This is a genomic window from Rhodococcus sp. T9N, from assembly GCF_024436645.1.
Lineage (GTDB): Bacteria > Actinomycetota > Actinomycetes > Mycobacteriales > Mycobacteriaceae > Rhodococcus_F > Rhodococcus_F qingshengii.
The window spans coordinates 1-26515 of record NZ_JAMSKS010000024.1 but is presented as its reverse complement, the minus strand read 5'-3'; the positions used below and the strand labels follow the sequence as shown (position 1 = coordinate 26515).

Here is a 26515-nt window from a genome sequence, read left to right as displayed (position 1 = left end):
CCGATCCTGTCGGGACATTACCGTCCGGTAACATCGACGGCAGGCGTGAGCTGGAAGAGGTGACCACCGTGACGATCGGCATCTATCTGGTCGACGACCACGAGATCGTCCGTCGTGGATTGGCAGACCTGTTGAATCAGGTACCGGGATTCAACGTTGTTGGCGAGGCGTCGTGTGTTCGCGAAGCCTCGGCCGGAATACCCGAATGCCGACCCGACGTGGTTGTCATGGACGTCAGACTTCCCGACGGCAACGGTGTGGAACTGTGCCGAGAACTGGCGTCGACCTACCCGAGCGCCGCCACTTTGATGCTCACGTCGTACTCCGACGACGACGCACTGCTCGACGCCCTGATCGCCGGCGCACGAGGATTCGTCCTCAAGAACATCCGCGGCCACGACCTGGTGTCGGCGATCCGCACGGTTGCTACCGGCAAGTCGCTGTTGAACACCCAGGCGGTGATCGGTTTGGTCCGGCGCATCCGGTCCGAACAGGAGTCGGGTACTGCGGCAGCCCTGTTGACCGATCAGGAGCTCTTGATCTTCGAGTTGATCGGCAAGGGACTGAGCAATCGAGAGATCAGCTCGCACGCAGAACTCTCGGAGAAAACGGTCAAGAACTACGTCTCACGCATCCTCGAGAAACTGGGTCTCGAACGTCGAACGCAGGCCGCAGTTCTGGCGACAAAGCTTCGTGCGCGCACTTCGCACCCGGATCCTTCGGGCCAGGCGACCACTCACCTGCTGACGCCGTCCGGCTCGCCCTTCTCCGCCACCACGGGCACGCACCATGCCAGGTAGCCGCGACGCGCTCATGCTCAGCCTTTTCGGCGACATCGCCGGAAGCGCAGAGCTGACTGCTCTCAACCCGACTGCAATTCCCAAACTGCTCAGTGCCGTGTTGACCGTCGGGTCCACACTCCAGCTCGACGAAACCCTGCAACAGATAGTCGACGTCGCGCGACATCTCCTCGAAGCGGACTACGGCGCGCTCGGCGTGAAATCCCCCGACGGACGCTTGTCCCGATTCATCCACTCCGGTTTGACTCAGGGGCAGGTTGCCAAGATCGGGCATCTTCCCGAAGGACACGGCCTGCTGGGCCTGGTCGTTCGAGAACCGTGCCCGGTTCGAACCGACCGAATCTCCTCGCATCCGTCCTCGGCAGGGTTTCCGACCAATCACCCGCCGATGGACACGTTTCTCGGTGTTCCGATCTTCGTCAGGGGCGAGGTGTTCGGCAGCATCTACCTCGCGGACAGCTCGGAACGGACTGCATTCGACGACCGCGACGAGGCTGTACTCCAGATTCTGGCAAATGCTGCGAGCATCGCCATCGACAATGCGCGTCTGTTCGAGGAATCCCGGACGCGAGAAGCCTGGCTCAAGGCCGTCGCCGCCGTCAATGCACGTCTGCTCAGCGGCGGATCCCGCGACGAGACGCTGGCGGAACTGGTTCGGACGACGCGGCACCTCACGGATGGAAATCTTGTGTGCGTCGTTCGCTACGACCTCGGCAGAGAGCCGGTAGTCCACGTCGCCGATGCTGCTGATTCCCAGCCTGTCCCCGCGACCGGATCAGCCGTCGATCTGTCCGGGACCGTGATCGACGACGCTGCGCGGAGCCGGCGGCCGATCTCTGCACCACATGGCAGTTCCGTTCCGGCACTGAATGTTTCCGGCGACGAATCAGTGGTCGCACTCCCCCTCTCCGGGACCTCGTTCGGCGGCGGTGTTCTCTTCGCGTCACGCCGCAGCAACCGCCCGTGGGGAGTGGACGAGATCGAGCAACTGACGGCGATGGCAGACATCGCTTCTGTCACTGTCGAATTCGCAGAACAGCAACGGAAAGAAAGACTGGTCGACGTCCTCGAAGATCGCGACCGAATCGCGCGGGATCTCCATGACCACGTCATCCAACAGCTGTTCGCCACCGGGTTGAGTTTGCAGGGGGTGCTGCAACGTCCAGGCGACGAGGACACCGTTCGAACCGTATTGGACACCTCTGTCGATCAACTCGATCGAACAGTCCGTGAAATCCGCACCGCAGTCTTCGACCTCCATACGAGCGAGATGTCTACTCCCACAAGCCTGCGGCGGCGACTACTCGATGCCGTCAACGGTCTGTCCGGCCACTCGTCGATCACTCCCAGCGTCACTTTCGAGGGAACCATCGACAGTTCCGTCCCGTCTCGACTTGCCCCGCATGCCGAAGCCGTTGTGCGCGAGGGCTTGAGCAACGCTCTGCGGCATGCACATGCCGATGCCATCGACGTCACCATCCGGGCCACCGAGGAGCTTGTCATCAGCATCGTCGACGACGGTGTGGGAATCGACCAGGCAACCAGAATCCACGGTCTCGACAACCTGGCGACCCGCGCTCGTCAGTGCGGAGGCTCGAGCAACATCACCAGCGAGAACGGTGTCACCGAACTGGTGTGGCGTGTTCCGCTGAGCCCCAGGCGAAGTCCGTTGCCGATCCAGCATCGTTGAGGGTCAGAGCGGATCCAGTTGGGCCTTGAGCAGGCAGAACTCGTTACCTTCCGGATCGGCCAGGACATGCCATTGTTCGTGTCCTGTCTGGCCGATGTCGGCCGGCCGCGCACCAAGACTCAACAGGCGTTCCAGTTCGGCCTCCTGATCGCGATCGGTGGCGTTGACGTCGATATGCAGGCGGGGCTTGCCCTTCTCCGGTTCGTCTCTGCGACTGAGGATGATCGTCGGCTGCGGACCGCCGAACCCTTCGCGTGGGCCGATCTCCAACGAACCGTCGTCCATTCGATCGAGCACGACGAAGTCCAGGACCTCGCACCAGAACCGGCCCAGCACCTCGGGTTCCCGGCAACCGAGCACCAGTTCACTGATACGACATGCCATGACCATCTCGCTTTCTTTCGGCTCGTGAAGACAACTCTCTCGACCGTACCGGACCACGTGATCTACGCCATGCCTCTGTTCCGATCCTAGGGACCTTTTCCCCTCGTCCGAGTTCCCGGTCGCCACGATCATTGCGTTATGTTCCACAGTCCCAGGCATTCTCGGTCTTTCGTCACGTCGATGTGCGTAGGCGGCCGTCGTGGTTGATCTCGCGCCCCGGCCGGTCGGTGAGGTCGATTCCCCCGCCGATGCAATTCCCCGAACCGCTCCGAAGGGTTCGAAACTGGTCGAGATCCTCAGGACCACCGATCACAAGATGATCGGTCTGATGTACATCGTGACATCGTTTGCCTTCTTCTTGATCGGCGGACTGATGGCACTACTCATGCGCATGGAATTGACCGTTCCGGGAATGCAATTCCTGTCCAACGAGCAGTACAACCAGTTGTTCACCATGCACGGCACGATCATGCTCCTGCTGTACGCGACCCCGGTGTTCTTCGGATTCGCCAACTACCTCATGCCACTGCAGATCGGGTCGCCGGACGTGTGTTTCCCGCGACTCAACGCCTTCAGCTACTGGCTCTATCTCTTCGGCGGCCTGATCGCGTCCGCCGGATTCGTAACACCTGGTGGTGCGGCAGATTTCGGCTGGACCGCCTACGTACCGCTCACCAGCGAACTCCACTCCCCCGGCATGGGCGCCGACCTGTGGATCATCGGTCTCGCTCTCGGCGGCGTCGGCACCATCCTCGGCGCAGTCAACATCGTTTCGACGATCGTCTGCCTGCGCGCCCCGGGTATGACGATGTTCCGCATGCCGATCTTCACGTGGAATGCGCTGGTCGCCAGCATGCTGATCCTCCTCGTTTTTCCGCTGCTCGCTGCTGCCTTGATCGGACTGTGGGTGGACCGGCACCTGGGAGCGCACCTGTTCGACCCCGCCACCGGTGGAGTCATGTTGTGGCAGCACCTGTTCTGGTTCTTCGGCCATCCCGAGGTCTACATTCTGGCGCTGCCGTTCTTCGGCATAGTCTCGGAGATCTTCCCCGTCTTCAGCCGCAAGCCGATCTTCGGATACACCGGATTGGTCTACGCAACATTGGGAATTGCTGCACTGTCGATCGCTGTGTGGGCGCACCACATGTACGCAACCGGCGCCGTTCTCCTCCCCTACTTCTCGTTCATGACCTTCCTGATCGCAGTTCCCACCGGAGTCAAGTTCTTCAACTGGATCGGCACCATGTGGAAGGGGCAGTTGACTTTCGAATCGCCCATGCTGTTCTCCGTCGGCTTCCTGGTCACATTCCTGTTCGGCGGACTCTCCGGCGTCATCCTTGCCAGCCCGCCCTTGGACTTTCATGTCACCGACTCGTACTTTGTTGTCGCGCATTTCCATTACGTCCTCTTCGGAACAATCGCGTTCGCGACATACGCCGGAATCTACTTCTGGTTCCCGAAAATGACCGGCCGGATGTTGGACGAGAAGCTCGCCAAGATCCATTTCTGGTTGACCCTGATCGGCTTTCACGCGACATTTCTCGTCCAGCATTGGCTCGGCGCCCAGGGCATGCCTCGGCGGTACGCGGACTACCTCCCGTCGGACAATTTCACTCTTCTCAACACGATCTCGACCATCGGCGCGTTTGTGCTCGGAGCCTCGACGATTCCGTTCATCTGGAACGTTTTCAAGAGCTACCGGTACGGCCGAATTGTGACCGTCGACGATCCTTGGGGCTTCGGAAACTCGCTCGAATGGGCGACGTCCTGCCCACCACCGCGACACAACTTCACCGAACTCCCCCGAATCCGCAGTGAGCGGCCGGCATTCGAACTGCACTACCCCCACATGGTCGAAAGAATGCGCGACGAGGCGCATGTCGGACTGCTTGGTCACAAGTCGGTTTCCGACGTGAGAACTGAGGTGAAACAACATGAATGACGGCACGAAGCACCGAGCCTGGGCAGAAAAGCAGCAACACGAACGCCGAGCGAAACCCGGCCATCTCCTCGCCCCGTTGCTCGCGCTCATGTTCGCTGTCACGACGCTCGTGTGGTTGCCCCTGACGACTGCCGCGTGCTCGATAGTCGTCGCAGGATTGCTGTTCGGCACTGTCCTGCAAGCTAGTTCGCATTCAACAGACACAGCTCGAGGAGTTCACGATGAAGCCCGAACTATCGACTGACCTCATCACCTCGGAGTGGTCCGCAGACGGAGCGGTGGTCGTGTGCATCGACGGATCCCCGCTGCGCCCCGACGTGATCACGTGGGCGGCTGAGTTCGCACATCGCCACGGTCTCTGGATGCGAATCGTTTTCGTAGCTCCGAGCGCCGATCTGAACACCTCGGCATCGCCGACCGGCCTGTTCATGGAGGCCATTCAGATCGCCGAGTCGGTGTCGCCAGATCTTCGGATCCGGACCGATCTGATCTCCGGGGAGAACACCGCAATTCTCACCGCGCTGACAGCTGAGGCCGCCTTGATCGTCGCAACACAGGACGATCCCGCCGCACCTGGACCGACATGTTCGTTCGCAAGAGTCGGAACACCGCGTGAAAGCAGCGCTACGGCAGCCTTGCCGGTTGTCGTCGGTTTGGACGGAAGCGCCTACAGCGAAAGCGCTCTGGCCATCGCCTTCAAGGAAGCAGAGGCAGCGAACACCGAACTGGTCGTCGTGCACGCAGCGCCGCCAGAGGCCGAACTGCGTCGAGACGTCGCATCCGGGCACTCGCCCCAGCACTCGACGCCGCTGACGTGGCAACTGTCGGGTTGGGCCACGCTCTACCCTGGCGTCGCGATCCGTCAGATCGAGTTCGACGGCCCCTCGGTTGCCATTCTTGAACAACTCTCCACCGAGGCACGCCTTCTCGTCGTGGGTCGGCGTGGGCGAGGCTCGTTCGACGACACCGCTCTCGGCACCACGAGCAGTGCGATGATTCGAAAAGCACACTGCCCGGTCATCGTTGCCAGCGAAGCCTGAATCAGATCCTCACCCGGTCAGAAGCCGTAGCTGTGGATGGGTGCGAGCTGACCGGAGTGATGGGCTTCGATTACGAAACGCTCGTGGTCGACCAACTTCTCCGGGAGTTCGTCAACCGGCCACCACCGCAGATCTGCAGATTTCAACGGCTCCATCCGGCGTGGTTCACCCGACCACGTGCGGCATTCGTAGAAGAAGTCCACTCGATGATCCACCGGTTCGCTCCCGTCCGCGTGGCGGCGATGCAAGACGGTCAGCGGCTTCAGTTCCGAGAAAAGCAACTCGACACCAAGTTCTTCCGCAGCCTCCCGAACGGCAGCGTCGATCGCCGACTCCCCCAGTTCGACGTGGCCCGCAGCAGCGTGAGCCCAGTATCCGTCCATGAATCCCGTGCCCTCGCGCAATTGCAGCAGCACCTCGCGCCGTTGTACAGGGTTGCTTCGACAGAACATCACGTACACCGCTGGTACCAGCGCAAATTGATCGGCCACACGACCACGCTATCGTGCGCGTGAAATGACGGCGCCCCGCGAGAACAAGCTCGCGGGGCGTCGTCGACGATCTGCTGGATCAGTTCACGTCGAACCGGTCGAGGTCCATCACCTTGGTCCAGGCTGCGGCGAAGTCCTCGGCGAACTTCTGCTTGGCGTCTGCGCTGGCGTACACCTCGGCGAGTGCACGCAGTTGCGAATTCGATCCGAAAACGAGATCGACCGCAGTTGCCGTGTACTTCGGATCGCCCGTCACGCGATCAACGCCGTCGTAGACGTTTTCGTCCGTCTTCGACGGCTTCCACTCGGTACCCATGTCGAGAAGGTTGACGAAGAAATCGTTGGTCAACGTCTCGCGACGATCGGTGAACACCCCGTGACGGGTATTGCCGAAGTTCGCGTTCAGCGCGCGAAGTCCGCCGACCAGCACTGTCACCTCGGGCGGGGTCAGCGACAGCATGTACGCGCGGTCGACCAACAGAATCTCTGCCGGAATCTTCTCGCCTCCCTTGAGGTAGTTCCGGAATCCGTCGGCCCGGGGTTCGAGTACCTCGAACGAGTCGACGTCTGTCTGCTCCTGCGTTGCATCCGTTCGGCCCGGCGTGAACGAGACCGTGATGTCCTGTCCGGCGTTCTTCGCAGCCTGTTCGACGGCCGCTGTACCACCCAGAACGATCAGGTCGGCGAGAGAAACCTTGGCTCCTCCAGCCTGGTTGAAGTCCTGCTGAACCCGCTCGAGAGTCTGAAGCACCGCGGAGAGAGCTGCGGGCTCGTTGACTTCCCAATTCTTCTGCGGCTCCAGTCGGATTCGCGCACCGTTGGCGCCGCCGCGCATGTCCGTGCTGCGGAAGCTCGCGGCAGACGCCCACGCCGTCGATACCAACTGCGAAATGGACAGCCCGGAGTCGAGAAGTCGACTCTTGAGGATCGCGATGTCTGCGTCCCCGATCAGTTGATCATCGGCCGAGGGAACCGGGTCCTGCCACAGCTGCGGCTCGGGAACCCAAGGTCCCAGGTAGCGCGTGACCGGTCCCATGTCACGGTGAAGGAGCTTGTACCAAGCCTTGGCGAACTCTTCGGCGAATTCTTCCGGATGATCGAGCCAGCGCCGGGTGATCTTCTCGTACGTCGGATCCAGGCGTAGGGACAGGTCGGTCGTCAGCATCGTCGGGGTGCGTCCGGCCGACGAATCGAACGGATCCGGGATGGTGCCCGCCCCCGCGCCGTCCTTCGGAATCCACTGCCACGCACCCGCCGGACTCTTGGTCAGCTCCCAGTCGTAGCCGTACAGAATCTCCAAGAAGGTGTTGTCCCACTTCGTCGGAGTGGGAGTCCACACGACTTCGAGACCACTGGTGATCGCGTCCTTACCCACCCCCGTGCCGAAGGCACTCTTCCAGCCCAGTCCCTGCTGCTCGATGGGAGCACCTTCCGGTTCCGGTCCGACGAGGTCGGCCGGTCCGGCTCCGTGCGTCTTGCCGAAGGTGTGACCGCCGGCGATCAGCGCAGCTGTCTCCACGTCGTTCATCGCCATGCGGGCGAACGTTTCTCGGATGTCGCGGGCGGCCGCTACCGGATCCGGTTGCCCGTTGGGTCCTTCGGGATTGACGTAGATCAGGCCCATCTGCACGGCTCCGAGCGGTCCAGACAGCTCACGGTCTCCGCTGTAACGCTCGTCGCCGAGCCAGGTGTCCTCGGGACCCCAGTAGATCTCCTCGGGCTCCCAGATGTCTTCTCGGCCGAATCCGAAGCCGAAGGTCTTGAACCCCATCGACTCCAGGGCGCAGTTGCCCGCAAACACCAGCAGGTCGGCCCAGGAAACCTGCTTTCCGTACTTCTGCTTCACGGGCCAGAGCAGGCGCCGCGCCTTGTCGAGGCTGGCGTTGTCCGGCCAACTGTTGAGCGGGGCGAAACGCTGAGCACCTTGGCCGCCACCGCCGCGGCCGTCTGCAATGCGATAGGTGCCGGCAGCATGCCAGCTCATACGCACGAAGAGTCCGCCGTAGTGCCCGTAGTCGGCCGGCCACCAATCCTGCGACGCCGTCATCAACGCGATGACGTCGCGCTTTAGCGCCTCGACATCGAGCTTGGCGAATTCCTGGGCGTAATCGAAGTCGGCACCCATCGGATTCGACTTCGACGAATGTGAATGCAAGACAGAGAGATCCGGCTGATTCGGCCACCAGTCGCTGTTTGTTCTCGGACGATTCCCGGTAGGCGTCGGAGACGGGATTGCGGGGTTTTCACTTTCGCTGGTGCTCTCGGTGTTTCCGTCGTGAGCAACCGGGCAACTATCGGACACGGTAATCCCTCCATGAGCGAGTAGAACGGACTTCGATCACGTTTGTGATCGCAAACTCTGAGTTGTCGAGCAGTCGGGACACAGGCCCCAGTAAATGACCTCGGCTTCGTCGAGAACGAAACCGTTGTGCGCCGACGGCGTCAAACACGGTGCCTCTCCGACTGCGCAGTCGACATCTGCAACGACCCCACAGGACCGGCAGACGACGTGATGATGGTTGTCGCCGACGCGTGACTCGTACAGCGCCACCGATCCGGACGGTTGGATCCGCCTGATCAGCCCGGCGTCGGTGAGAGCGTGCAACACGTCGTAGACCGCCTGCCGCGACACCCCCGGCAGAACAGCCCGCACAGCATCGAAGACAGTCTCGGTGGCTGCGTGTGGGCGTGCATGCACAACCTCGAGCACCGTGACTCTGGGACGAGTCACGCGAAGCTCAGCGTTACGCAGTTGGGCTGCATAATCCGGCGTCGAAGGCACCTTTCCACTATTGCGCAATCTTCTGGACTGAACCCAGACTTTCGCGAAAATCATCGCTGACAGGGCCCTCCCGACCGATTCGTCCGTGCGGGAAGTGAGCCGGATTCCTCGCTGTTTCTGGCGTCCCCACACCGCCTTCAGGTTTGTTGTGCGTCGACGCGTCCTGCTGTGTGGTTCCACAAACTCCGACAATCTCCCCTTCGTCCAACTACCGTGAAAGGGAGAATCCGCCGAGGTCAGGAGTGCTCGTGCCCAAACTGGAGATCAAGAGGAAGTCAGAACTCTCACGGCAGGAAGTCGCCGACCGACTCATCGCCCTCGGCCAAGCCCTCGCCAGTGGATCGGAAGTGGAGCTGGGGTCGGGTGGGGACTCGATCGAAATCAGTGTTCCGGAACAGGTTCGGTGGGAACTCGAGATCGAAGTCGACGGCAACGAAGTCGAGATAGAAATCGAGATTCACTGGCGCGACGACCCTCAGGAAGAATCGGAAGAGAAGTCTCCGCCTCGCACCAAAGCAGTTCGTCGCAGCCGACCACGCAAGAGCACTTCCACATAGGCCGACTCGAATACGGTTGTTCGGCACTTACGGAGACGCCGACACCTCGAGAGACACGACGCGCAGCAGTGCTCGGAGGTCACTTTCGATCCGTCGAAACAGTTGATACACAACGATGAATCCGGCGATCCCGCCCAAACACAGCGCACGGACTGTTGCGTTGAGTTCCTCACCGGCACCCGAACCGACAAAACTGAGCCCCGCGATTCCCACCAAGGGAACCGACGCCGCAACTGCGAGGTAACGCGTGCTGCTCCGACCCAGTGAGCGAATATCGCGTCCGTCGTCGCTTCGTAACTCGCCGTGCGACAACAAGATCGGATACAGACATCGAACCGAGTAGTACGTCAGGATGAAGAACGGATACGCGACTGCGACGGCGCCGCACACCGCCAGCGACGACATCAGGTGCACGTAGGCTCGCTGCGGAATTCCGCCGGCGGCAATCTGCAATGCGACCGGATATGCGATACCGGCCAGAACCCACAGCCCGAATGCGATCACCACCGCGCGATGTCCGACATTCAGCGTCGCGGTACGCGCTTTGTTCAAGACCTCCGCGCTGTACGTCTGACCGTTGCGCAGTCCGTGAGGCACGGTGAGTGCAAGCCGACACCAATACAGGATCGCTGCGGCACCGAGAGAGAACGCAGCCACCCCGATGACCAGATGAACCTGCTCGAGATGCTGCTGAGCCTGCGGCGAGAGACCCGAGATGATCAGCATCTTGTTGTAGTAGTAGTTGTAGCCCGCCGCAAGAAGATTCGGAATTCCGATCGCGGCAAGCACTATCGGCAGCGCCCACTTCCACAACGTCGAACGTGGACTCCCTTCCGGTGGGTCCACAAGATTGCGAGCAGACCGGTCCAGACACAGTGCGAACTGACGAGCCAACTTTCGGCCGCCAGACCACCTTCCGTCTCTCTCCGGCGAGAGAGACTTGACCAGAACTCGGCGCAGCGCCGGCGGACAGTCGTCCGGTAGCCGTGCCTCGGCTGCGGGATCCACCCCGCGCCGGCGGGCCTCGAGCGCCTTCTTGGGCGACGGTGGGCTCTCCCCCGTACCGTCGTCCGTGAAAGGCCTACTCCCGGTGAGGAGTTCCCACAACATCACGCCCAGTGCATAGATGTCGCTACGGGTGTCGAGTGTGCCAGGCGCCCCCACCGCACAGGCCTCCAATTGCTCCGGAGACATGTAGGCAAGCGAGCCTCCGACAAAACATGCAGCGTCCTCGGTCGAGACCTCCTCACTCGAGCTGACGTTGAAGTCGGCGAGCTTGGGGATGCCTTCGACGCTGAGCAGGACATTCGCCGGCTTGATGTCCCGATGTAATACGCCGTGCTCACGCGCATACTCGAGGGCATCGGCCAGTCGCATCCCCATCCAGGCCACGGTCTCCGGCCACGACATCGCAGCGATCTCGCTCCTCAGGCTCGTCTCGCTGGGCTTCATCTCTCCCTTCTTCGCCAGGGTCTTGTCGATGGCGTCGAGAAGTAGTTGTCCGGACCGCTGCGCCTGCGGTGTCACGCGGACAAGTTTGACCACGTCGAGCAGGGTCCCACCCGGCACGTATTCCATGAACAGGACTCGCAGTGCGCGTTCCTCGAGCAACCGTTGATCGAAGACCCGGACGATGTTGGGATGGTCGAGCTGGGCGAGAGTCTGAGGCTCGACTCCGACGTTGCGCGAGATTTTCAACGCAACCCACCGCTGCATCGAGAGTTGCCGAGCGAGGAACACTCGGGCGAATGCGCCGTGCCCGAGTTCCAACACCAGCTCGAAATCGTCCAGGTGCTGCCCGATTTCGAACTCGTCGAAACCCGACAGTCCCAACATCATCACGTCTTCGCGACCGGCCATCGAATCACGGTCGAACATCTGCTCGAAACTCTCTGCCTGCAAGGGAAACTCGCTGAGGTACTCGGCTGCTGCGACGTCCTCCCCACCCTGCTTGCGCAGCCGGAACTCCTCGTACAGGAGCTCGGCCGGTAATGGTTCTTCGAGTAATTCGGGATACTCGGCACAGTAATCCGTGAGCCGTTTCGGGCAATCATTTTTCAGCCAGCGGTACTCCATGTCGATTCCGACCAGTTCGATCAGCGCCGCCCGACGAATCTTGGCTGGATCAGGCAGATAGTCGCTCAGGTCGGACGGGGTTCGTCCCTCCTCCCAATCCGCCACAAGGCGGCCGAGGCCGTCTGCACCGTTCTGGCCGTCACGCATCACCGGCAGCGTTGAGGGGCGCAACTCGGTGACGGTGCCCCGTTCGGTCAGGGGCCCGCTCGCGATTGTCGCGTCACTGGCCTGCGCACCACGTTCATTCATGACACTTCTGTTCCGCACCTCGATCACAATGAATCGGAGTGACTCACTTCAGCGTAACCCCGGTGGTACTCCAGACCCCAGCGAATCTATTCGGCGTGGCTGCCGACTCCGTGCCGATGCGAACGAGTTCGTCGCGCTCTTTGATTTTGATCCGATCACGCCCATGCTGCACACCGAGGGCACGTTCGGCGGCATCGATGCGAAGCCATCCATCCCAATCGACGGGCACCACTCTGCCGGCCCCGAGGACCTCCGCGATCCGGCCGTGGCCGGCTCGACGCTCGTATGCCGAATCCAACTGTCGCAGCAAGGTTTCGACGGTTTGGCGTGCATCAGGCCGAGCCGCACCGATCAGCCCGGCGGCACCTCGCTTCATCCAGCCCGTCACGAACAAACCTGCGATCGGCGAGCCGCTCTCGTCGACCGCTGCGCCGCCCTGGTGCGCAACACTGCCGCGTCGGTGATCGAAAGGCACCCCGGCAAGTGGCGTCCCGAGAAATCCGATTGCCCGGTACACAGCTTGAACCGGATAGTCGGTACAGATACCCGAAGCGGTGACGTGACCATATCCGTCCGGGTCTGTCCGCTCGACGCGGAGTGCTTCGACTTTCCCGCTGCCGAGAATCTGCGCCGGCTGTCGGTAGAAGTGCAGGTGAACTCGGCGCCGGGAAGTCCGATCGGCAGAAGCAGCGTCCGCGAAACCACGGAGTGTCTCGACTGTCAGTCGGGTGTGCGCCAACTGTTTGGTCATCCGCTCGACATGCTGGTCCGGTACGACATCGACAGAATCGACGACAACATCTACGCCGGGTAGTTCACCGAGAGCGCGCAACTCGTTCGGGGAGAAGCGAGCGTCGGCTGGTCCGCGCCGGACAAAGATGTGTACTTCGCGAACTCGACTGCCGGCGATCCCTTCCCGAACTTGGTCGGAGACGTCCGTGGCCTGCAGCGATTGCGCCTCGGCGAGGAGCACACGGGTGACGTCGAGTGCGACGTTGCCACCTCCGATCACTGCGACCGATTCCGCGTTCAGCGGCCACTGCGGCGAGCTGTCCGGGTGATCGTTGTACCAACCGACAAACTCGGCGCCACCGAAAGAACCTGGAAGCTCGACGCCGAGAATGTCGAGAGGTGCATCCCGCGGCGCACCGGTTGCAATGATCACGGCATCGTAGGACGAACGTAGGTCATCGACGGAAAGGTCCTTTCCGATCTCCACGTTGCAGAACAGCCGGAACTCACTGGCGACCAGCGTGGTGTGCAGAGAATGGGCGAACTTTTCGGACTCGGGGTGCCCTGGTGCGAGACCGTAGCGCACCAGTCCGTACGGCGTCGGTAGACGCTCGAACACGTCTGTCTTGGTGCCGGGCGCAAGTTCGGCGAGAGCGCCGGCGGCGTGGATTCCCGCCGGCCCCGCTCCGACGATCGCGACACTGAGCGGTGGTGAGAAGAATCGGGGCGCCGCAGGCGGGGATACCGCTGGACCTCTGGCGTTGATCATCCCCCGAGGCTAGGACCTCAACTGCGCTGGAGATCAAGTCCGCTTTCAGCAGCCCGCTTTTCAGTAACCTTGCTCTGCAGGCTTGTGCTCGGTTGTGTAGCGGTAGAAGTCCGCTAGTTGGAGTTCGCCGGCAGCTGCCTCGTCGACTATGACGGTCACGTGTGGATGCAGCTGCAGCACCGACGCCGGGCAGAATGCCGAGACCGGACCTTCGACCGCGGCCCGGACGGCGGGCGCTTTGCGGGCGCCGTCCGCGATCAGGACGAGATGCCTTGCATCACTGATGGTTCCGAGCCCTTGCGTGATCACATGATGCGGTACGTCGGCTGGGTCTGCGAAGAACCGTGCATTGTCGGCGCGGGTCCTCTCGGTCAAGGTCTTCACTCGGGTGCGCGATGCAAGCGAGGAGGAGGGCTCGTTGAAACCGATGTGTCCGTTCAGGCCGATGCCGAGGATCTGCACGTCGATGGGACCGTTTTCGGCGATGGCAGCGTCGTAACGCCGGGCAGCGTCACTGGGATCCGCGGCCCCGCCGTCGGGGCTGAACACTCGCGCATTGTCGATGTCGAGGTGATCCACGAGTTCCGTGCGGATGGTGTGCGCGTAGGACTGCGGCTGATCGGACGTGAGACCTACATACTCGTCGAGAAGATACGCGCTCATCGCCGCGAACGACACTCCCGATTCTCGATGCCTCTTGATCAGCTCTCGATACGTGTGCAGCGGTGACGATCCGGTCGCGAGGCCGAGCGTCCGCGCTCCGTTTTCGATTGCGCCGCACACGATATCGGCAGCGATTCGCCCGCCGTCCTCAGGACTGGGAACTATGACGATTTCCATTCAGACTTCCTCACTGCTCTTGCCGGCTCCGACGATGGCCTCACGTACCGAACCCGAAGCGCGGTCCAACAGTTCGGTTGCTTCGGCGAAGTCGCATTCGGCCAACAACATGACGACCGCTGCCTTCACATGACCATCGGCATCGTCGATGGTCTCCGCAGCGATCTCGGTATCGACTCCGGTGGCTGCCGCGACGATCCGGTTCGCACGATCGACAAGCTTGGCATTGGTCGGCCGAAGATCGACCATCAGATTGTGGAATGCCTTCCCGGAGCGAACCATACTCGCCGTGGAGAGCATGTTGCACACCATCTTCTGCGCAGTTCCGGCCTTGAGCCTCGTCGATCCGGTGAGGATCTCGGGGCCGGTCTCCACTTCGATGGCCACGCCGGCGTGAGAACTCATTGCCGCGTTCCGGTTGCACGAGACTGCCACTGTTGCAGCGCCGAGTTCGCGGGCGTGATCGAGTCCCCCGATGACGTAGGGGGTACGACCGCTGGCAGCCAGACCCACCACGACGTCGTTGGCGTTCAACGAGATTGCGTCGAGATCGACCCCAGCCGCTCGCGGATCGTCCTCTGCCCCCTCGACGGCGTTCAGAAACGCTCCTGGGCCACCGGCGATGATGCCGATCACCTCGCCCGGATCGGTCCCGAACGTCGGAGGGCATTCCACTGCGTCGAGAACTCCCAGACGCCCACTTGTCCCCGCTCCCAGGTAGATCAGTCGACCACCTTGTGCTCGGGCCGCGACGATCAAGTCGACTGCGGCTTCGATGGCGGGTAGTACCGCTGCCACCGCGCCGGCCACGATTGCGTCCTGTTGATTCATCACCGTCAGCAGACCCGACACCGACATGACATCGAGATCGCGGGTCAGAGGGTTGGGTCTCTCGGTGGAGAGCATTTCCAATTGCATTGTGGCGAGTCCTCCTCGATCGATATTCATTACGACGACTCCTCGTCAGTACTCACAGCGACGACTCCTCGTCAGTACTCACAGCGACGACTCCTCGTCAGTACTCACAGCGACGACTCCTCGTCAGTGCCGCTTCGAAGCAATGGCATCATGGCTTCGTTGCAGAGCAGAGAGTGCGCTGGGCAGCGAGTGCGCCACCATCGCAAAAATTGTGTCGACTACCAACAGCTGACCGGTGCGGCTTGCCATCGCAGCCGATCGGAAACCGAATTCTCTACCGGCAGTGAGCAGAACGTGATGTGACTGCACGGCGAGCGTCGATCGTACCCCTCCGGTGATCGCAGCCGTCGACGCCCCGGTTCGACGCGCAAGGGCAAGTGGTTCCACGACATCCGAAGTCTCACCCGAATGTGAGATCCCCACTGCGATGTCGTCCGGTCCGAGCAAGCTGGCGCTGACCATGGCCGCGTCTCGGTCGAGATGAACCCGGCAGTTGACGTCGATGCGAGAGAGCTTCAACGTGAGGTCTTGCGCGACGATGCCAGAGGCGCCGATGCCGTAGACCTCGACGCGGCGGGCGGATCGAATCCGGGACACAACTTCTTCGAGCGCAGCAGGATCTGTCAATTGCGCCGTGCCCTTGAGTTGTTCGGATTCGAACTCGGCGAGCTTGGCCATCACCTCACCGGCCGAGTCGGCAGCAACGATGTCCACACCGAGCGGAATCGTGTTCTCTGTACCGGACCCGCTGATCGCCGCCAGCGCGAGACGAAGCTGTGGATAACCCTCGAAACCGAGTCGTTTGGCTGTGCGGACCACTGTCGCCGTGCTTGTCGACGCTCGTTCGGCGAGGTCGTTGACCGTCAGGGTGGAGGCCAGACTGGGGTCGGCTTCGATGATTTCGGCGATCCGCAGCTCGGCAGGCGAGAGGCTACTCAGTGATGCACGAATACGAGCAAGCAGGTCGACGGACGCCGGAGCACTCCGGTCCAAAGTCATAACGCCTCGATTCGCATCGTTTTCGGAGCTGACGGCACCGATGTGATTCTAGGCAGCCCACGGCTTCCTGGCGTCAGAGATCCGAGCACACTGGCGTGACGCGCACCGGTGCACGAAGCAATGCTTCCAGGCAATCCGTGTGCGGTGAGATAGCCGAGAACCGCGAAAGCCAATGCTTCCTTGATGTCGGAAGTGACGCCGAGCTCGTCCGAAGAGACAAGCGCGATGTCGCCCAGTTCGTCACGGAGCATCGCCATCAACGTCGGGTTCTTGGTGCCACCGCCTGACACCACCACTTCGGTAGCCGCCAGCGCTTTGACGGAATCGGCGACGGTCCGGGCGGTCAGTGCAGTCAGTGTCGCGACGATGTCGGCCAGAGACAAGGATTCGTAGCCCCGCAGTGCGGCGAGTAGGTAGTCCCGATGGAACAATTCCTTGCCTGTGCTCTTGGGAGCGGGCTGCGCGTAATACGGTTCGCTCAGTAGTTGTGCGAGCAGATCGACGTTCGGTGTGCCGGCTGCGCCCAGAGCACCTCCGAGATCGAACCACTGCTCCCCCGCGGTGAATTCGCTTACCGCAGCGTCGATCAACGCATTTGCGGGGCCGGTGTCGAAGGCAATCGGTACTGCGGCACCATCTGCCGTCGATGTCGGAGCGCCTCCCGGAGCAGTGACGTTCGCGATGCCACCGAGATTGAGCGCGACGGAACCCGAAGTTCTTCCGTTGAGCCACAATACGTCGAACGCACTGACCAGTGGTGCACCCTGACCACCCGTCGCCACGTCGCGAGAGCGCAGGTCCGACACGACCGTGCATCCGGTCTTCTCGGCTATCCAGGCCGGCTGCCCGAGCTGAAGAGTGCCCTTTACTTGCGCTCCTTCGACCCAGTGGAACATCGTCTGACCATGTGAGGAGATCAATTCCGCACTGCCACCGCACAGTTCCTCGTTCGCCCGCGCAGCCACGGCCGCAAATGCCTGTCCGATCTCGGTGTCGAGTTGGCAGATCTGACCGACAGTGGTGGACGCCGGCGGTACCGCAGCCGCCACCGCAGCCCGCAACTCACCGGAATACGGTTCGCTGACCATGCCCAGTGGGGTGAGCACAAGAGTGTCCCCGTCGATCCGGATGTCTGCTGCGGCAGCATCGATAGCGTCGTACGAAGTACCGGACATCAGACCGATGACTCTCATGAAATATCCCTTACTCGCATCGTTTCGGCATTCGGAAGAACTGCGGTCAGTCGACGAGTGCCCGCTTGTGGGCATTCCCTCGCAAGGTACTCAAGGCGATCGCGCTGACGGCGCACGTTGCCATCACGAAGTAGGCCGGAATATCGAGATTGGAAGTTTCCTTGATCAGCCACGTGATGATCAAACCGGCGCAGCCCGAAAAGACCGCGTTGGACAGGGAGTATGCGAGTCCCAATCCGGTGTACCGAACCGAGGTGGGGAACATCTCGGAGAGCATGGCGGGTCCGGGTCCGGCAACAAGTCCCACTGCGGCGCCGGCGGCAAACACTGCAAATCCCTTGGCTGTCAAAGACGTCTGCTCGTTCTGCAGGACGTTGAGCAGCGGCAGAGCCAAGACCAGAATTATCACGGTGCCGGTGAGCATGACCGCGCGTCGTCCGATGCGATCGCTGAGTCCACCCGCAAGCGGAATCGTCACTGCGAAGCCCGCATTGGCGAGCACGGAAGCAACAAGTGCCTGATGAAAAGTCGCGTTGAGCGAACTCTGAAGATAAGTCGGCATCACGACGAGGAACGTGTAACCGGCAGCAGACCACCCCATCAACCGCCCGATTCCGAGCAGAATCGCCCTGGCCGTCTCTCCGACAGTCGGCTGCACTACCGGCGCCGGCGCATCAGCTGTCGGTTCGGACTGGACTGATCGAGCACGCTCGAACGACGGCGTTTCTTCGAGCCGGAGCCTGAGCCACAGGGCAACCAGCCCCATCGGCAGTGCAAGGAGGAACGGGATACGCCAGCCCCAGTCACCGAGCTGTGACGGGTCGAGGACAGTGGCGAGGAGTGCTGCGATACCCGCACCGGCGAGCAGTCCGAGTGCGACGGTGAACGACTGCCACGAGCCGTACAGCCCACGTCGTCCGGGCGGAGCGAACTCGGTCATCACCGACACCGCACCGCCGAACTCACCACCGGCCGACAATCCCTGCAGAATTCGAAGGACCGTCAAGAGAAGCGGTGCCAGAATTCCGACGCTCTCGTAGGTGGGGAGCACACCGATCAGGGTCGTCGCAGCCGACATCAGCAGAAGAACGATCACCAGGGTGGGACGTCGGCCGATGCGGTCACCGAGTCGACCGAACAGCGCGGCCCCCACTGGGCGGAAGAAAAACGCCAACGCAAACGACGCATACGTCTTGATCAGGCTTTCGAGGTCGCCGGAACCGTCGGCGCTGAAGAAGTTCGACGCGATGATTGTCGCGAAGAACCCGTACACACCGAACTCGTACCACTCGATGAAATTTCCGACGGAGCCGGCGACGAGCGCCCTGCGCCGTTTGAGCTGCGCACCATCGTTCCGTGTCTGCACTGTGATGCCCATGCCGTCCTCCGTTGACGAAACCCGAATATGCAACAAAGTTTCATCTGAACGGAGTAGAAATGTCAAGAAGTTTCACGATTGGATTTTTACTACGCCCCGAAGCCTTATGCTCCCGCGAACGTGAATGCCTCCGCCCGTTCGAACTGGTCAGTGGAGTCACCGGAATAGACGGTGCTCTCGTTCGGTCCGAGTCCGAGCCTTCGGACGGGTGTCCCTTCCGCGAGATCCATCGACGCCACGTCCACCCAGAAGGTATTGGGCGTCATCGCCGACTCGAAGAAATAGAGCGTGCGTTTGTGATCGACGACGGTGCGCCAACGGGTCGATGAAATGTTGGGCTCATCGGGAGTCGAAATACCCAGGGGCACCGACACATTCCGAATAACACTGAAGGTGGATGCCAACGCCGCCCGCGGATCGTCCGTCTGCGGTATCGCATCGACATAGAACGACGCCCGAGCGAATCTGTCAGCGGCACGGTTTGTTCCGGGCAGCATGACGGTCCCGTTGATCTGCTTCCAGTACTCGTTGACGGCGAGTTGCTGATCGAAGATCGGCGAATTGGTCATCACCTGGTACTCACGGCTGTGATGAATCGTCGGGCGTCCACCGACGTACTCGATGATCGCGCTGTCTCCCCCGGCGTCCGAGAGCGACATGTGCAGCGTTGCGAGGCGGTCTTCGCCGGGAACGGCAGCGGTCACTACCGTGAACGGTTCCGACGCGAGTACTTCGACCGCTTCCTGAACTGTCGCAAAGCGATCCAGGACGTATTGCGCCCACGCCGCGATCGACAATCCCGGGGTCGAACCGTCATACGTCGGGTACTCGGACTCGACCAACCACAAGAGATTGGCAGACAGCCCAGCCTCGTTGACCCCGTCGGTCGTGCACATGTCGTAGGCCGTCGCGACAACACTTCCGTATTTCGACGTCCACTGTATCGAGTTCGGACCTGCACAGCCCTCTCTGGTCATGCCGCGCGGGAATGCCCAGAGGTTTGTTCCGAGGTCGACCTTCCAATCCATCGATCGAGCAGTGATCACAGTGTCGTTGGGCCCCAAGTAGACCAAGCGTGTACACATCGAAAGCTATCCCTTCGTTACGGCGTGACGATATTGAAACTGGGATCGAAGGTATCGAGCAACCCTCCCAGCGTCTCGAGCGCTGATTCGTCTCCGTCGAGCGAAATCTGCCCGGCCTTGGCCAGTTCGGCGGCCGCGCCCGGTTGCAGAAGCGCTCCCACGAGCGCCACCTTCGGGCCCGAGACCGTCAGTTGCGTGTTCGGTGACGCACCCTTACGTGCATTGAGGACACCGCGCTTGACCCACGCAGTCCATGCCTCGTCGCCGCGATCGGTGAACACGAAATCGATCCGCAGTTCCGCGTCGGTGGCCTTGTCGCCGATGAGATGTATTGCAACGAAGTCGAAGAGGATGTCGATGGGCATCGCGAGGACACTGTCCTGACTTGCCGTGACGTACGGGGCAGGCTGGGCGCCCTCGCGTAGTTCCAACGCGGCCGAGAGATAGATCCCACGCCACTGCGGCCCTTCGGCTTGATAGCCCATCTGCTCGTAGACGTCGGCTTGCAGGTTCCTCGCTTCGGCGTTCTCCGGTTGCGCGAACACCAACTTGTGCAGGATCTCTGCCGCCCATCGGTAGTCCGCGGCGTCGAATGCCCGCTTACCCTCGTCCAGGATCTTCTGCGCGCCAAGGAGATCGACGAACCTCTTCGCCGATTCGACCGGCGGATGAGGATGAAGCGACACCGGATCGCCGTCCCACATTCCCAGTTCCTTGGTGTACACGGCGCGAACGTCGTGGTGCAGAGTGCCGTGATATCCGCGGTTGTACCACTTGCGCCCGAGTTCGTCCGGTAGTTCGATCACCTCGGCAGCTTCGAGCGGCGTGTACCCCTTGTTCGCGAGACGGAGTGCCTGGTCGTGAATGTACTTGTAAGTGTCCCTTTGCGATTCGATGAACGGCACCAGGTTCTCGTTACCCCACACCGGCCACGTGTGCGGTCCGTAGTGAACAGCCGCGTCGTCTCCCCACCGTTCGAGAGTCTCGTCCAGATACCGCGCGAAGTTCCGAGCGTCGCGAGTGCGCGCACCTCTTAAGGTCTGGATGTTGTGGAGCGAATGATTGGCGTTCTCCGCACAGGTCAGCGCGGCGAGTTCGGGGATCCAGATGTGCATTTCCTCCGGGGCCTCGGTATCCGGCGCGTAGAGGAACTCGAATTCCAGACCGGCTATCTCACGCTTCGTTCCGGTCTCCGTGATGCTGTCAGTGGGGGAAATATACGAGACAAGTGGACCTTTCGTGCTGATCGTGCCGATGCCGCAGGTAACCATCCCTTTGGCATCGAGATCGAGCAATCCACCGAAGGCGTAGAAGGACCGTCTCGCCATGGCATTTCCGGCGACGACGTTTTCCCCGATCGCGAACTTGTCGAACGACGCGATCGTGCCCGGTGCGATGATCGGAACTCGCCCGGACGTCACGTCGTCCAGATCGACGATCCCTTTGACTCCGCCGTAGTGGTCGATGTGGGTGTGCGTGTAGATGATCGCCGAAACTGGCTTGTCGCTGACGTGCTCACGAATCATCTTCATACCCTGGCGCGCCGATTCGACCCCCGCCATACAGTCGATGACGATCAGTCCCTCGCCACCTTCGACAACCGTCAAATTTGCCAGGTCGTTGTTCCGTACCTGGTAAAGGCGATCCGTCACCTGATACAGACCACCTCGGCGCATCAGTTGTCCTTGACGCCACAGGCTCGGATTGACTGTCTCCGGCGCGGCAACATCGTCACCGAGGTATGCCATCGCATCAGGATCGAAGACCGTATGCCCGTCATCGGCGACAACCTTGCCCGGCAACGGAGCGATCAACCCTCGATCCGCGTCGGCAAAATCCTGCCGGTCGTCCATGGCATACCGTGCGACTGCCTCGCGATTCGCCGTGACTGTGGCCGGTGTTGCGTCCTTAGGTGTCTGGCACATGGCACTCCCCGCTCGGATACGACGATCTGATACCCCATCATCTGTATCGGTTGGGCACGCGCTTGGAATCACCCGCGCAGGGTGAAGCTCCCACGAACACGCGAGGTGATCAGCCGGGGAGTTCCTCGGAATTCCGGGATGCGAGTGCAATCACCAGGACCGCGATCCCACATCCGGCAACCAGGATCCATCCCAGCCTCGATGCCTGTGCGACATCTACCGGTGCACTGCCGCCGATAATGCCACCGGCCAGCGCAACACCGAGAGCAGCACCGAATTGGCGTGCACTGGAGGTTATTCCACCAGCAAGCCCCGCCTGCGATCTCGGCAACCCGTTGACGGCGGTGTTGGTGATCGGGGCATTCGAGAACCCGAATCCGATACCGAGGAACAGGTAAGCGGCCAAGAGCATCGGAATCGCCGTGTTGTTGTCGAGCGAGACCAGGCACAGTCCACCGAGCGTCGTGAAACTACCGGCGATCAGCAGCGGTCGCCGCGGGCCGAAGCGTCCGACGAGTATTCCGGACAACGGCGCGCAGACCGTTGCCGCAACAGCCATCGGGAGGGTGATCGCGCCGGCCAGGGCCGGACTCATACCGCGGGAGTGCTGCAAGTAGAACGTGCCGAGCAGTAGCGTCGCGTTCAACGCCACGAACACCACGACAGCGCCGACCACAGCCGACGAGAACGGTCTGCGGCGGAAGAGTGCGAGATCCATCAGTGGCTCGCGCTTGCGTGATTCGACGCGGATGAATGCGGCCAACGCTGCAGCAACAACGACATACCCTGCCGTCGCCGCGGCAGAGAACCATCCGATTCGCGGACCCTCGATCAGAAGGGCAACCGCCCCGCCGACAAGAATCACCAGTAGCAACTGACCGGGAAGATCGAGTCGTCGCGACTGCTGCGCTCGGGACTCCGGAACAAACACAGCAGTCAAGACGAGCACGGCCAAGATCACCGGCACGTTGATCCAGAAAACCGATCGCCAGCCGAAACTTTCGATGAGCACGCCGCCGACGATCGGCCCTGCCGCCATACTCAGGCCGAAGACCGCGGCCCACACCCCGATTGCCTTGGCCCGCTCCTTCGGGTCGGTCATCACGTTGACGACGATCGCCAAGGCAACCGGACTGAGCATCGACCCGCCGACGCCTTGGACGATCCGCGCCGCGATCAACATCTCGACGGACGGAGCGAGCGCGCAGGCAATCGACGCCACCCCGAAGACGACGAGCCCGATCTGAAAGACTCGTCTCCTGCCGAAACGATCGGCCACTGCTCCGGACGAGATCAGCAAGCTCGCCAGGACGAGTGTGTATGCGTTGACGACCCATTCCAGACCACGGGTTCCGACGCGAAATCCCTCACCGATCGTCGGCAGGGCCACGTTGACGATGGTGGTGTCCAACCCGACGACGAACAGGCTCGTGCAGCAGATCGCCAGGATGCCCCATCGCCGCCCTGCATCGAGTCCGATCACTTGCGGTTCGATCCCGCTCGAAGGTTTCATGGTCGGACTCCATCTCTCGAAGTGCTCTGCCGTACTCGACTGTCGAAAGGATCGTTGCTCTCCAGCGTCCGAAGCCGGTAGAAATTTTGCGGAAACTGCAAAGATGGACGGCATGGATGCTGAATTCGAGCAGTTGATCACCGATATCGGACCGAGACTGCGCACGCTCCGACGCGATCGCGGATTGACCCTCGAGGGCCTGTCCGAAGCCACCGGCATCTCCGTCAGCGCACTCTCACGCCTCGAATCGGGTAAGCGTCGTCCCACCCTCGATCTGCTGTTGCCGCTTGCCCGAGCGCACCGGGTCGCGCTGGACCAACTCGTCGGCGCCCCCGCTACGGGCGATCCTCGGGTCCATCTCACCCCGAGCCGACGCAAGAACGGCAGTGCCGTCGTTCCGTTGACGCGCTATCCCGGCCGAGTGCAGGTCTTCAAGCAGGTGATCGGGCCGCGTCCACCGAAGCTCGTCACCCACGCCGGCTACGAATGGCTCTACGTCCTCGCCGGGGATCTGCGTCTCATCCTGGGGGCGAACGAGGTTGTCCTGCACCCCGGGGAAGTCGCGGAGTTCGACACTGCCGAGCCCCATTGGTTCGGGCCTGCCGATGAACAGGTGGTGGAGATCTTGCACCTGTTCGGCCCGCAAGGCGAGAAGGCACACGTGCGCACGAAGGTAAAGAACGCTCCTGCCTAAAGCGTGTTTATCGAAAGCTAGTTCACTGCATGTGTTTTCAGTCGGTTCGACAACGTATGAGCATACTCGAGGAGTAGCGTTCCCAACTCGGCATGACGCGCGGGCCGGAAGCGTGTTTCCACTCCGGTCAGGCTCAGCGCCCAGGCCGGGCGACCGTTGCGATCGAACACCGCGGCACCCATCCCCCAGCTTCCCTCGACGATGAGGGCTGGATTGACCGCGTACCCGGTGACACGCGTCGACTCGATTCGCTCACGGAGTGATGCCTCACTGTGGATCTCACCCCATTCCGATTCCAGATTCACTCGGGCGAAATAGTCGTCGACGTCCCGCGTCGGTAGATGGCTCAAGATGGCAAGCCCCGCCGACGCGACCCCCAACGGGAATCGCTTCCCCTCGTGCAGCACGTGAGATCGCAGTGGAAAACTGCCTTCCTGACTCAGGATGCAGACGGTCTCGTCACCTCGGCGTGCCGACAGGAAGGCGCTCTCCCCCGTGACCCGGGCAAGTTCGTCGACGACGTCGCGAGCCCGGTCGGTGATGTCGTACCGATTTCCGGCCGCCGCCCCCAGGAGGTACAACTCCGGGCCGAGAGACCACCGACCGGTTCGTGCGTCACGGTCGACCAGTCCTTCGGCAGCCAGGGACGTGAGCAGTCGGTGCGCAGTGGGCCGAGCGAGGCCGGTGACCTTGCCCAATTCCGTGGTGGAAGTGCCCGTTGGTTCGGACGCGCCGAGGGCTCGCAGAAGTGCAGCCACCCGCGCGACCACGGCCGGCGATTGCCCGTGAGTTGGCATGCAGCCATCCTAGCGTCCATTCAATGAACGAAATTCCTTCAGACGATCAGTAGTCGATCAGTTCTCGGTTGATGTTCGAGATTCCTTGAACCTGTGAACTGGAGATAGTTCACTGGATATCGAAGTGAGTGAGTGTCTACTCAATGAACGCTTGGCAGGGAGAGAACATGACAGCAAAGGTGTACGAGTCCGCAGCGGAGGCGGTCGCCGACATCGTCGACGGCGCAACGCTGGCCGTCGGCGGATTCGGCTTGTGCGGCATCCCCGACGTGTTGATCGACGCGATCGCAGCTACGAGTGCAACCCACCTCGAGGTGTTCTCCAACAACTGCGGCGTCGACGATCACGGTCTCGGAATCTTGCTGAGCGCCGGCCGTATCCGACGAGTGACCGCGTCGTACGTCGGCGAGAACAAGGAGTTCGCCCGGCAGTACCTGGCCGGCGAACTCGAAGTGGAACTGACGCCGCAGGGAACGCTCGCCGAGCGTCTGCGCGCCGGCGGAACCGGAATCCCCGCATTCTTCACACCGGCCGGAGTGGGTAGCCCCATCTCCGACGGCGGAATGCCATGGCGCTACGACGCCGACGGCTCGATCGCTATTGCATCGCCTCCGAAGGAGACTCGCGTCTTCGGAACCAAGCGTTACGTAATGGAAGAGGCGATCAACGCCGACTACGCACTCGTGCACGCTGTTCTCGGAGACACCGACGGCAACCTCGTGTTCGACAAGACCGCGATGAACTTCAACCCGCTCGCCGCGATGGCGGGACGGGTCACCATCGCGCAGGTGGAACGTCTGGTCGAGCCCGGTGAAATCGACCCGGCATCGGTGCATCTACCTGGGGTCTTCGTCCAGCGCGTAGTCCACACCGGCCCTCAGAACAAGCGAATCGAAAAGCGAACCGTCAGCGCTTCGGAAGGAACCTCACGATGACCGCACCAGTGACAGTGACGGGTTGGACGCGCCAGCAGATGGCAGCGCGGGCGGCTGCAGAGATGATCGACGGGGAGTACGTCAATCTCGGAATCGGCCTTCCCACACTGATTCCCGGATACCTGGGCTCGGACGTTCGTGTGGTCCTGCACTCGGAGAACGGAATTCTCGGCACCGGACCGTATCCCACCGAGGACAACGTCGATCCTGACCTCATCAACGCCGGCAAAGAGACCGTGACCGTCAACCCCGGTGCGGCATATTTTGATTCGGCCCTCTCGTTCGGGATGATCCGCGGCGGCCACATCGACACCGCAGTCCTCGGCGGTATGCAGGTGTCGAAGACGGGTGACCTCGCAAACTGGATGGTCCCCGGCAAGATGGTCAAGGGCATGGGCGGCGCAATGGACCTCGTCCACGGTGCCCGGCGTGTCATCGTCGTCATGGAGCACAACGACCGCGACGGCAACCCCAAGATCGTCGACGCGTGCACCCTGCCCCTGACCGGCCAGGGCGTGGTGAATCGGATCATCACCAACCTCGCCGTCATCGACGTGAGCGAAGAAGGTCCACTCGTCCTGCGTGAACTCGCCCCCGATGTCAGCGTCGAAGACGTAGTCGCCGCAACCGGCACCGAACTGAAAGTTGAACTGGCATGACCGACACGACCACTGTGATTGTTGCGGGAGCTCGTACCCCGATGGGTCGACTCCTCGGATCGTTGAA

Annotated in this window: 24 protein-coding genes; 9 read left to right on the top strand and 15 right to left on the bottom strand. The window is 61.8% G+C overall.

The window, feature by feature from the left end:
- The first annotated feature begins 68 nt into the window (after positions 1 to 68).
- Positions 69 to 800, top strand: coding sequence for a response regulator transcription factor (locus M1L53_RS28245; RefSeq protein ID WP_054187603.1), 732 nt, complete (start codon positions 69 to 71; stop codon positions 798 to 800).
- Positions 790 to 2490: a GAF domain-containing protein gene (locus M1L53_RS28240; protein WP_042452382.1), complete on the top strand. Its 1701-nt coding sequence runs from the start codon at positions 790 to 792 to the stop codon at positions 2488 to 2490. The genes M1L53_RS28245 and M1L53_RS28240 overlap by 11 nt, the downstream gene beginning before the upstream one ends.
- Before the next feature lie 3 nt (positions 2491 to 2493).
- Here M1L53_RS28240 and M1L53_RS28235 read toward each other — a convergent pair whose 3' ends face one another.
- The gene (locus M1L53_RS28235; RefSeq protein WP_007726436.1) at positions 2494 to 2874 is read right to left on the bottom strand and encodes a VOC family protein; all 381 of its coding nucleotides are present in this window, start codon (positions 2872 to 2874) and stop codon (positions 2494 to 2496) included.
- A 199-nt stretch (positions 2875 to 3073) separates the two neighbouring features.
- Here M1L53_RS28235 and ctaD point away from each other — a divergent pair, with 199 nt between their 5' ends.
- From ctaD to M1L53_RS28220, 3 genes are read left to right on the top strand one after another with little or no spacing between them, the layout of a single operon-like run.
- Entirely contained in the window at positions 3074 to 4816 is a 1743-nt protein-coding gene (ctaD, locus tag M1L53_RS28230; RefSeq protein ID WP_007726434.1) for a cytochrome c oxidase subunit I, read from the top strand.
- Entirely contained in the window at positions 4809 to 5060 is a 252-nt protein-coding gene (locus tag M1L53_RS28225; RefSeq protein WP_054187588.1) for a hypothetical protein, read from the top strand. The genes ctaD and M1L53_RS28225 overlap by 8 nt, the downstream gene beginning before the upstream one ends.
- On the top strand, positions 5038 to 5856 hold the full coding sequence (locus M1L53_RS28220; RefSeq protein WP_003941457.1) for a universal stress protein: 819 nt from the start codon (positions 5038 to 5040) through the stop codon (positions 5854 to 5856). The genes M1L53_RS28225 and M1L53_RS28220 overlap by 23 nt, the downstream gene beginning before the upstream one ends.
- A 17-nt stretch (positions 5857 to 5873) precedes the next feature.
- Here M1L53_RS28220 and M1L53_RS28215 read toward each other — a convergent pair whose 3' ends face one another.
- From M1L53_RS28215 to M1L53_RS28205, 3 genes are all read right to left on the bottom strand, one after another.
- Positions 5874 to 6347, bottom strand: coding sequence for an NUDIX domain-containing protein (locus tag M1L53_RS28215; RefSeq protein WP_054187589.1), 474 nt, complete (start codon positions 6345 to 6347; stop codon positions 5874 to 5876).
- Between the two features lie 79 nt (positions 6348 to 6426).
- Positions 6427 to 8649, bottom strand: a complete 2223-nt coding sequence (gene katG, locus M1L53_RS28210; RefSeq protein ID WP_054187590.1) for a catalase/peroxidase HPI — start codon at positions 8647 to 8649, stop codon at positions 6427 to 6429.
- A 36-nt stretch (positions 8650 to 8685) separates the two neighbouring features.
- A complete protein-coding gene (locus M1L53_RS28205; RefSeq protein ID WP_037129600.1) occupies positions 8686 to 9129 on the bottom strand; it encodes a Fur family transcriptional regulator in 444 nt (147 codons plus the stop codon).
- Between the two features lie 248 nt (positions 9130 to 9377).
- On the opposite strand from M1L53_RS28205, the gene M1L53_RS28200 reads away from it, so the two are divergent.
- Positions 9378 to 9686, top strand: coding sequence for an amphi-Trp domain-containing protein (locus M1L53_RS28200; protein ID WP_037129603.1), 309 nt, complete (start codon positions 9378 to 9380; stop codon positions 9684 to 9686).
- A gap of 27 nt (positions 9687 to 9713) precedes the next feature.
- On the opposite strand, the gene M1L53_RS28195 is transcribed toward M1L53_RS28200, so the two are convergent.
- From M1L53_RS28195 to M1L53_RS28150, 10 genes are all read right to left on the bottom strand, one after another.
- A complete protein-coding gene (locus M1L53_RS28195) occupies positions 9714 to 12011 on the bottom strand; it encodes a serine/threonine-protein kinase (RefSeq protein ID WP_054187591.1) in 2298 nt (765 codons plus the stop codon).
- A 43-nt stretch (positions 12012 to 12054) separates the two neighbouring features.
- Positions 12055 to 13512 (bottom strand): FAD-dependent oxidoreductase, encoded by a 1458-nt coding sequence (locus tag M1L53_RS28190; RefSeq protein WP_054187592.1) that lies wholly within the window; start codon positions 13510 to 13512, stop codon positions 12055 to 12057.
- A gap of 60 nt (positions 13513 to 13572) precedes the next feature.
- Positions 13573 to 14352: a glucosamine-6-phosphate deaminase gene (nagB, locus tag M1L53_RS28185; protein WP_003941456.1), complete on the bottom strand. Its 780-nt coding sequence runs from the start codon at positions 14350 to 14352 to the stop codon at positions 13573 to 13575.
- Positions 14353 to 15270, bottom strand: a complete 918-nt coding sequence (murQ, locus tag M1L53_RS28180; protein WP_047269010.1) for an N-acetylmuramic acid 6-phosphate etherase — start codon at positions 15268 to 15270, stop codon at positions 14353 to 14355. It lies immediately after the preceding gene.
- Between the two features lie 123 nt (positions 15271 to 15393).
- Positions 15394 to 16269: a MurR/RpiR family transcriptional regulator gene (locus M1L53_RS28175; protein WP_047269009.1), complete on the bottom strand. Its 876-nt coding sequence runs from the start codon at positions 16267 to 16269 to the stop codon at positions 15394 to 15396.
- A complete protein-coding gene (locus tag M1L53_RS28170; protein ID WP_042452394.1) occupies positions 16266 to 17462 on the bottom strand; it encodes an anhydro-N-acetylmuramic acid kinase in 1197 nt (398 codons plus the stop codon). Before M1L53_RS28170 ends, M1L53_RS28175 begins: the two co-directional genes overlap by 4 nt.
- A 46-nt stretch (positions 17463 to 17508) precedes the next feature.
- Positions 17509 to 18840: an MFS transporter gene (locus M1L53_RS28165; protein WP_054187593.1), complete on the bottom strand. Its 1332-nt coding sequence runs from the start codon at positions 18838 to 18840 to the stop codon at positions 17509 to 17511.
- 104 nt (positions 18841 to 18944) lie between these two features.
- Positions 18945 to 19925 carry a linear amide C-N hydrolase gene (locus tag M1L53_RS28160; RefSeq protein WP_042452399.1) on the bottom strand — a complete coding sequence of 327 codons (981 nt, stop codon included), beginning with the start codon at positions 19923 to 19925 and terminating at the stop codon, positions 18945 to 18947.
- A 17-nt stretch (positions 19926 to 19942) separates the two neighbouring features.
- Positions 19943 to 21850 carry an alkyl/aryl-sulfatase gene (locus M1L53_RS28155; RefSeq protein WP_054187594.1) on the bottom strand — a complete coding sequence of 636 codons (1908 nt, stop codon included), beginning with the start codon at positions 21848 to 21850 and terminating at the stop codon, positions 19943 to 19945.
- Positions 21851 to 21959: 109 nt separating this feature from the next.
- Positions 21960 to 23363 carry an MFS transporter gene (locus tag M1L53_RS28150; protein WP_042452402.1) on the bottom strand — a complete coding sequence of 468 codons (1404 nt, stop codon included), beginning with the start codon at positions 23361 to 23363 and terminating at the stop codon, positions 21960 to 21962.
- Between the two features lie 112 nt (positions 23364 to 23475).
- Between M1L53_RS28150 and M1L53_RS28145 the strand changes: the two genes are divergently transcribed.
- Complete coding sequence (locus M1L53_RS28145) at positions 23476 to 24057, top strand: helix-turn-helix domain-containing protein (RefSeq protein WP_042453490.1); 582 nt, start codon at positions 23476 to 23478, stop codon at positions 24055 to 24057.
- Positions 24058 to 24074: 17 nt separating this feature from the next.
- Here M1L53_RS28145 and M1L53_RS28140 read toward each other — a convergent pair whose 3' ends face one another.
- The gene (locus M1L53_RS28140) at positions 24075 to 24854 is read right to left on the bottom strand and encodes an IclR family transcriptional regulator (protein ID WP_042452404.1); all 780 of its coding nucleotides are present in this window, start codon (positions 24852 to 24854) and stop codon (positions 24075 to 24077) included.
- A gap of 167 nt (positions 24855 to 25021) precedes the next feature.
- On the opposite strand from M1L53_RS28140, the gene M1L53_RS28135 reads away from it, so the two are divergent.
- Positions 25022 to 25789 (top strand): CoA transferase subunit A, encoded by a 768-nt coding sequence (locus M1L53_RS28135; protein WP_179090791.1) that lies wholly within the window; start codon positions 25022 to 25024, stop codon positions 25787 to 25789.
- Complete coding sequence (locus M1L53_RS28130) at positions 25786 to 26448, top strand: 3-oxoacid CoA-transferase subunit B (RefSeq protein ID WP_007726396.1); 663 nt, start codon at positions 25786 to 25788, stop codon at positions 26446 to 26448. Before M1L53_RS28135 ends, M1L53_RS28130 begins: the two co-directional genes overlap by 4 nt.
- Positions 26449 to 26515: the final 67 nt, after the last annotated feature.

What these genes read in the sequence shown, in the direction of transcription:
- M1L53_RS28240 (WP_042452382.1), top strand. Translation starts at nt 790, where the DNA reads ATGCCAGGTAGCCGCGACGCGCTCATGCTCAGCCTTTTCGGCGACATC.
- M1L53_RS28235 (WP_007726436.1), bottom strand. Translation starts at nt 2,874, where the DNA reads ATGGCATGTCGTATCAGTGAACTGGTGCTCGGTTGCCGGGAACCCGAG.
- M1L53_RS28225 (WP_054187588.1), top strand. Translation starts at nt 4,809, where the DNA reads ATGAATGACGGCACGAAGCACCGAGCCTGGGCAGAAAAGCAGCAACAC.
- M1L53_RS28220 (WP_003941457.1), top strand. Translation starts at nt 5,038, where the DNA reads ATGAAGCCCGAACTATCGACTGACCTCATCACCTCGGAGTGGTCCGCA.
- M1L53_RS28195 (WP_054187591.1), bottom strand. Translation starts at nt 12,011, where the DNA reads ATGAATGAACGTGGTGCGCAGGCCAGTGACGCGACAATCGCGAGCGGG.
- M1L53_RS28190 (WP_054187592.1), bottom strand. Translation starts at nt 13,512, where the DNA reads ATGATCAACGCCAGAGGTCCAGCGGTATCCCCGCCTGCGGCGCCCCGA.
- nagB (WP_003941456.1), bottom strand. Translation starts at nt 14,352, where the DNA reads ATGGAAATCGTCATAGTTCCCAGTCCTGAGGACGGCGGGCGAATCGCT.
- murQ (WP_047269010.1), bottom strand. Translation starts at nt 15,270, where the DNA reads ATGCAATTGGAAATGCTCTCCACCGAGAGACCCAACCCTCTGACCCGC.
- M1L53_RS28175 (WP_047269009.1), bottom strand. Translation starts at nt 16,269, where the DNA reads ATGACTTTGGACCGGAGTGCTCCGGCGTCCGTCGACCTGCTTGCTCGT.
- M1L53_RS28170 (WP_042452394.1), bottom strand. Translation starts at nt 17,462, where the DNA reads ATGAGAGTCATCGGTCTGATGTCCGGTACTTCGTACGACGCTATCGAT.
- M1L53_RS28165 (WP_054187593.1), bottom strand. Translation starts at nt 18,840, where the DNA reads ATGGGCATCACAGTGCAGACACGGAACGATGGTGCGCAGCTCAAACGG.
- M1L53_RS28160 (WP_042452399.1), bottom strand. Translation starts at nt 19,925, where the DNA reads ATGTGTACACGCTTGGTCTACTTGGGGCCCAACGACACTGTGATCACT.
- M1L53_RS28155 (WP_054187594.1), bottom strand. Translation starts at nt 21,850, where the DNA reads ATGTGCCAGACACCTAAGGACGCAACACCGGCCACAGTCACGGCGAAT.
- M1L53_RS28150 (WP_042452402.1), bottom strand. Translation starts at nt 23,363, where the DNA reads ATGAAACCTTCGAGCGGGATCGAACCGCAAGTGATCGGACTCGATGCA.
- M1L53_RS28145 (WP_042453490.1), top strand. Translation starts at nt 23,476, where the DNA reads ATGGATGCTGAATTCGAGCAGTTGATCACCGATATCGGACCGAGACTG.
- M1L53_RS28140 (WP_042452404.1), bottom strand. Translation starts at nt 24,854, where the DNA reads ATGCCAACTCACGGGCAATCGCCGGCCGTGGTCGCGCGGGTGGCTGCA.
- M1L53_RS28135 (WP_179090791.1), top strand. Translation starts at nt 25,022, where the DNA reads ATGACAGCAAAGGTGTACGAGTCCGCAGCGGAGGCGGTCGCCGACATC.
- M1L53_RS28130 (WP_007726396.1), top strand. Translation starts at nt 25,786, where the DNA reads ATGACCGCACCAGTGACAGTGACGGGTTGGACGCGCCAGCAGATGGCA.